Genomic DNA, 2,296 nt, shown 5'->3' with positions numbered 1-2,296 from the left:
CGGCCCGGGACGGTGAACCGTCGCGGGCCGACGCGAGGCTCAGCCGCCCAGGGGGCATTCGATCGCCGGAGTGGCGATGTGCAAGCCGCATTTCAAGATATCGCCGCTCAGATCGATGACCTCGGTCACCACTCCGCCGCCGGCTTCCTCGGCGCGCTCACCGGCTTCCTCGGTGCGCTTACCGAGATCGTTCTCCGGGGTGCGGCTCTCCGGTTCGTTCTCCGAATCACCCTGGTCGGCGAACGGGAACTCACCCGGCGCCGCCAAGGCCACCGGCGCCGACAGCACCGCCGGGCCGACGGACAGGGCCACGGCCGCGGACACGGCGAAGAACACGGTGCGCACAGATTTGCGCGGGGACATATCGCATCACATCCTCGGGTCGGACGATCGGTCGTACCAAGTAACGCATACGAACAGGTCTGACCTGGTGAATTGCCCCCCGGCACGCGGGAGCGAGCCGATCCGGCGGCGGCGCCCCCGGCTCAGGCGGTGACCGGGGCGGTGACCGCGCCGGTCACCCGCACCAGATCGGCGGGCGCGACCTCGATCTCCAGACCCCGCCGCCCCGCACTGCACAGCACCCGATCCCAGCCGAGCGCGGCGTCGTCGATCACCGTGGGAGGACGTGTGCGCTGTCCCAGGGGAGAGATACCGCCCAGAACGTAACCGGTCCCGCGCTCGGCCCGGGTCCGGTCGGCCAGTGCCGCCTTGGGCGCCCCCAGCGCCGCCGCGGCGGCCTTCAGCGACAGCGTGCCGGGAACCGGCAGCACCGCGACCGCCAGCGCTCCGGTGGACAACTCCACCACCAGCGTCTTGAAGATCTGCCCCGGTTCGACACCGAGACGGGCGACCAGCACATCGACCGCTTCGCCACCGTAGGTGCCGGCGCGCGGGTCGTGGTCGTATCTGTGCACGGTGTGTGCGGCACCGGCGGTGACCAGTGCCCGGATCGCCGGAGTGGCGGCTGCTGCCATGGGCCGGACCCTACCCGGGCGGCGCCGACCCGGTCTGTGAGGTGACTTTCCCATGGTCGGGGAACACTTCGCGGGCGCAGTGAGTTGTACGCGGCAGAAACAGCGCATCGGACGGAACAGACGGTTCCGCTGGTGCGGCCCCGCGCACGAGTGAAGGAGTGACGGTGCCCGTTCTCGTCGAACCACGCCCGGTCCACCATGATCCGGCTCCGGCGCGCACGCGGTTCTTCCCGCTGTTCACACTCCCGGTAGATTTGGCAGGTAAGCCGATCGAAGGGACACGTGTGACGAGCGAGGACGACGTGGCGACCGACACCGGCGCCGACGCGCGGCCTGCCGGGCAGCCGGAGACCGACGCCGAACTGGTTCAGCGGTTCGAGCGGGACGCGCTACCCATGCTGGACCAGCTCTACGGCGCTGCCCTGCGGATGACGCGTAACCCCGCCGACGCCGAAGACCTGGTCCAGGAGACCTATGTCAAGGCCTACGCCGGTTTCAAGTCCTTCAAAGAAGGCACCAACCTGCGGGCCTGGCTCTACCGGATCCTCACCAACACCTACATCAACTCGTATCGGAAGAAACAGCGCCAGCCCGCGCAGTACCCCACCGACGAGATCACCGACTGGCAGCTCGCCGCCACCGCCGAACACAGCTCCACCGGTCTGCGCTCGGCCGAGGTCGAGGCCCTCGACGCCCTCCCCGACGACGACATCAAGGCCGCCCTCGTGCAATTGCCCGAGGAGTTCCGGATGGCGGTGTACTACGCCGACGTCGAAGGGTTCCCGTACAAGGAAATCGCCGACATCATGGGCACTCCTATCGGTACGGTGATGTCCCGGCTGCATCGCGGACGGAAACAACTGAAGGGTTTGCTCGCCGATGTGGCGCGCGAACGCGGCTTCAACCGCACCGCGTCCGAGTCCGGCGATGCCGATACCGCCGCGGCGGTGCGCCAGGAGGTCAAGCAGTGAGCACCGAGCACGACCCCGATATGGAGCTCGACTGCACGGCGGTACTGGCCGACGTCTGGCTCATGCTCGACGGCGAATGCGACGACCGCACCCGCGAACGGCTCCAGCACCATATGGACCACTGCGCGCCCTGCATCGAGGCCTACGGCATCGAAGAGAAGATCAAGAGCATGCTGCACCGCAAATGCGGCGGCGACAAGGCCCCCGATTCGCTGCGCGAACGGCTCACCGTGGAGATCCGTGCGGTGACCTTCCGGGCCGGCGATCTCCCCGCCGACCCGAACCGCGCCTGATACCGGCCCAGCACCCGAACACCGAGCGGCGGGCCCGGCGGGGGGCGGGGGGGGC

The 2,296-nt window shown here is 68.9% G+C and carries 4 protein-coding genes; 2 read left to right on the top strand and 2 right to left on the bottom strand.

Annotated elements, in window-relative coordinates; translation table 11 throughout:
* Window positions 1–39: 39 nt before the first annotated feature.
* Window positions 40–363, bottom strand: a complete 324-nt coding sequence (locus ACLML9_RS28530; RefSeq protein ID WP_411948395.1) for a hypothetical protein — start codon at window positions 361–363, stop codon at window positions 40–42.
* A 122-nt stretch (window positions 364–485) separates the two neighbouring features.
* Complete coding sequence (locus ACLML9_RS28525; protein WP_411948394.1) at window positions 486–977, bottom strand: YbaK/EbsC family protein; 492 nt, start codon at window positions 975–977, stop codon at window positions 486–488.
* 284 nt (window positions 978–1,261) lie between these two features.
* Between ACLML9_RS28525 and ACLML9_RS28520 the strand changes: the two genes are divergently transcribed.
* Both ACLML9_RS28520 and rsrA read left to right on the top strand, forming a co-directional pair.
* A complete protein-coding gene (locus ACLML9_RS28520; protein ID WP_411948393.1) occupies window positions 1,262–1,948 on the top strand; it encodes a sigma-70 family RNA polymerase sigma factor in 687 nt (228 codons plus the stop codon).
* A gap of 20 nt (window positions 1,949–1,968) precedes the next feature.
* Window positions 1,969–2,241, top strand: a complete 273-nt coding sequence (rsrA, locus tag ACLML9_RS28515) for a mycothiol system anti-sigma-R factor (RefSeq protein WP_051714882.1) — start codon at window positions 1,969–1,971, stop codon at window positions 2,239–2,241.
* The last annotated feature ends 55 nt before the right edge of the window (window positions 2,242–2,296 follow it).

The sequence above is a fragment of the Nocardia sp. NPDC002869 genome (assembly GCF_046764065.1).
In the GTDB taxonomy this organism is placed as follows: Bacteria; Actinomycetota; Actinomycetes; order Mycobacteriales; family Mycobacteriaceae; genus Nocardia; species Nocardia rhamnosiphila.
The sequence above is the reverse complement of the archived record's forward strand: the minus strand, read 5'-3'. Positions and strand labels throughout refer to the sequence as shown.